Source organism: Corynebacterium sp. AOP12-C2-36, assembly GCF_052379185.1.
In the GTDB taxonomy this organism is placed as follows: Bacteria; Actinomycetota; Actinomycetes; order Mycobacteriales; family Mycobacteriaceae; genus Corynebacterium.
In genome coordinates, this window is sequence record NZ_JBQSYJ010000050.1 from 1 (window position 1) to 2889 (window position 2889).

The 2889-nt window shown below is 67.2% G+C and carries 4 protein-coding genes; all 4 read right to left on the minus strand.

Annotated elements, in window-relative coordinates:
* Window positions 1-375: hypothetical protein (locus ACT3UN_RS16345; protein ID WP_444657638.1), on the minus strand; the 375-nt coding region annotated here is incomplete at its 3' end.
* Window positions 376-657: 282 nt separating this feature from the next.
* Complete coding sequence (locus tag ACT3UN_RS16350; protein WP_444657639.1) at window positions 658-1044, minus strand: hypothetical protein; 387 nt, start codon at window positions 1042-1044, stop codon at window positions 658-660.
* Window positions 1045-1129: 85 nt separating this feature from the next.
* Complete coding sequence (locus tag ACT3UN_RS16355; RefSeq protein WP_444657640.1) at window positions 1130-1507, minus strand: hypothetical protein; 378 nt, start codon at window positions 1505-1507, stop codon at window positions 1130-1132.
* A 127-nt stretch (window positions 1508-1634) separates the two neighbouring features.
* Entirely contained in the window at window positions 1635-2510 is an 876-nt protein-coding gene (locus tag ACT3UN_RS16360) for an MspA family porin (protein ID WP_444657641.1), read from the minus strand.
* Window positions 2511-2889: the final 379 nt, after the last annotated feature.

Here is a 2889-nt window from a genome sequence, read left to right on the forward strand (position 1 = left end):
CGCGGTGTCACTTGCCCGCGGTGCCCCACCAGCCCCGGCAGTGTCGTCACCGCGGCTGTTCATACGATCGGCCAACCCGGTCCGTGGCCCGCCGAGGCCGCCGAGGTCCATGTCCTGCTGGTATTCGCTGTCGGGGCGGTCGAAGCCTTCGTACTGGTGGGTGCGCTCGGGAGCAGGTTGAGCCCCGCCGTTACCACCGCCCGGTGGCGGGGTCGGGGTGGGGATGTCGTGGCAGACGAACGGGGGCCACTCATTACCGGTGGGCTCCTGGCCAGGATGGGCGGCCCGCCAGGCGGCGTCCATCGCCGCGTTGTATTCGGCGGTCTGGCGTTGGCACCGCTCGGCCGGGGTCTCTGCGGAGGCAACACCAACCACCCCACCACCTGTAGCGCCTGTGCCGCTGGTGCTGAGTGGTCCTGCCCAGATCGGCGCGGTGATCAACGCGGCAGCGGCGACGCCCGCACCCACCCGTGCGACCACACGAGTACCCAGCCGGGTATCCCGTCTGCTACCCGGGCTGCCGGTGGTGGGTTCTGATGCGGTTCTCGATTCGGCAGCACCGCGCAGCGCCACCGGCGGGTCGGTATGCCCGGTGGAGTGCTCTGCACAATGGTCGGTGGAGTGGGCGGGACGGGGGCAGGTGTGGTGGGTCATGATCTACGGCTCCCGTGATCTGCGGTTGCCCCGATTGTCCCGGTTGTCCCGGGCCTCGAGGGTGAAGGCGGTGAACCCGGTGACCATCAGCGCCCCGCCGATGATCATGATGACGATGTAGACGAACATCACCGGGATGTAGCCGATGCGGTCCATCACAGCGTCGAAGTGCTGTGACCACGCCAACGCGGCGATGATGATCGCTATACCGATGACCAGTTTGGCCAGGGGGATCCACACCGGCACCGGCTTCTCATCGAGGCCGGACGCGGATGACTGTGGTTGTGTCTCAGGGCTGCCGGGTGCGGCGGTGACCGGATAAGCCTGGGTGGGCTGGGGTTGGTACACACCGGTGGCGTGTTCCGTGGTGTCGGGCGTGGCGTGGGTCATGGCGTAGGGACTGCTCCTATACAACTACAACGAGGCGGGCACACAGTGGTTAGGAAAACACCGCTATCGGTGGGGTCGGCAACGGTCAGGGCACCGGGAGGTTCCACTGGTTTTGCACGATGGCGCTGTAGGTGTTGCCGTCTGGGGCGGCGACACTGCCGATGAACCACGCCCCGGGATATGCGCCTGTGCCGGGAGAGTATTGACCTGTGGCTTGACGGCAGTTGCCTTGAGTCCTGCCTGCGAGCAGTGGTCCGAAGCGCAGGTCATGGTGGATTGTGCAGTACGTTGATGTCGGTGTGACCACTGACGTTGCCTGGGCAGCACTGGTGGGCGCGGTGATCCCGGCGGTGACCGTAGCGGCGGCCAGTGCCATCGCCGCGGCGCCGGCACGGCGACGAGTGCGACGGGGGCTGCGGGTGTCGCGGGTGTCGCGGGTGTTGGCGGGGGTTGTGGTGGTCATGACAGTTGAAAACTCCTGGGTAGATGGGGTCGACACGGGCGGGCTCGTCACGGTGACCGGGCAGGGCGACACCGGATCGGATATGCCGGTGTGTACCGGTGGATCCCGGTACGTGGGGCTGGGGGTTCTAGCGGATGCGGGTGGCGGTGCCGTAGACACTCACCGCATCGACCGAGGTCGGCGAGGTGGTCGACACGGTGACGTACGAGCGAATACTCACCGGCCCGGCGCACCCGTTGACCTGCAGGTGTGCGCCGGTGAATCCGGCGGAGGCGCGCTTGTAGTCCGGGTTGACCGGCATGCTGACCAGGGAGATGTCGGACACTCCCCCGGGGTTGAGGTGGGCCGACACGGTCGGGGCGGCCTCCAGTTTGCCGTCGACACCGACCTCGGCACGGGCGGTGGCGTCAGCACCGGCGGAGACGCCGGTGACGTTGGGCAGCTCGACCTGCACGCTGGGACCGCCTTCGATGCCGGCGTCGGCGTGCGGTGCGATACCCGCGGTGCCGGCGAGTTCGACATCGACGCCGCTGGAGATGTCGACCCCGCAGCCGATCTGGTAGCCGGCGTCGAACATGGCGCCGGTCAACTCGGGGGCGCCGGCACCGTCGATCCAGACGTTGCCGGTGAGGGTGGCGAAGGCTTCACCGGTGGTGGCCGAGGCGTCCAGGGGGCCGGCGATGTTGACGGATTCGTCTGTTTTGGCGGCGTGCAGGACCCAGCCGTCGGCGGTGGTGCGGGAGATCTGGCGGTCGGGCAGGTCGGTCGGACCGCCGGTGACCGGTGCTGGCCACGGCAGGGTGGGAGCGGCTGCGGCCGGGGCGATCGCGGTCAGGCCGAGGGTGGCGGTTACAGCGACGCTGAGCGCTGCAACAGAGAGTTTCGGGATCTTTGAGGCTGTCGACAGTCCCGTGCCCCGGGAGTGTTGGTGGGTGGTTGTGTCTGTGGTTGTCTTCGTGGTTGTCTTCGTGGTTGTCTTCGTGGTCGTCCTCGTGGTCGTCATGGCAGGTAAATGTAGTGCGCGCTCTGCAGGTGTGTGGGGTGAATGATTGTCACAGTTTGGTCTCATCACTGCAGGCCGGGGGTGTTCTCCGGTCACGGTCAGGTCACAGTCAACCCGGCGTGTCAGCCTGGGCAGGCTGGTGGCGATCCTGATGGTTGATGTGTCAGCCAGGCGGGCATGGTGCGGTGTCTGTTCGGTGCCTGTGCAGTGTCCGTGCGGTGTCCGTGCAGGCTGTGGGTGTGATGGGTGCTGTGGGTGCTATGGGCGCTATGGGTGGCTGTCGAGAAGTCGACGGTCATCGTGGGTGGGGCGACTCGCAGGCCAGAGGCGCCTGCTGTCGCGTTGGCGATGGTCACGGTCAGGTCACGATCACCCCCGT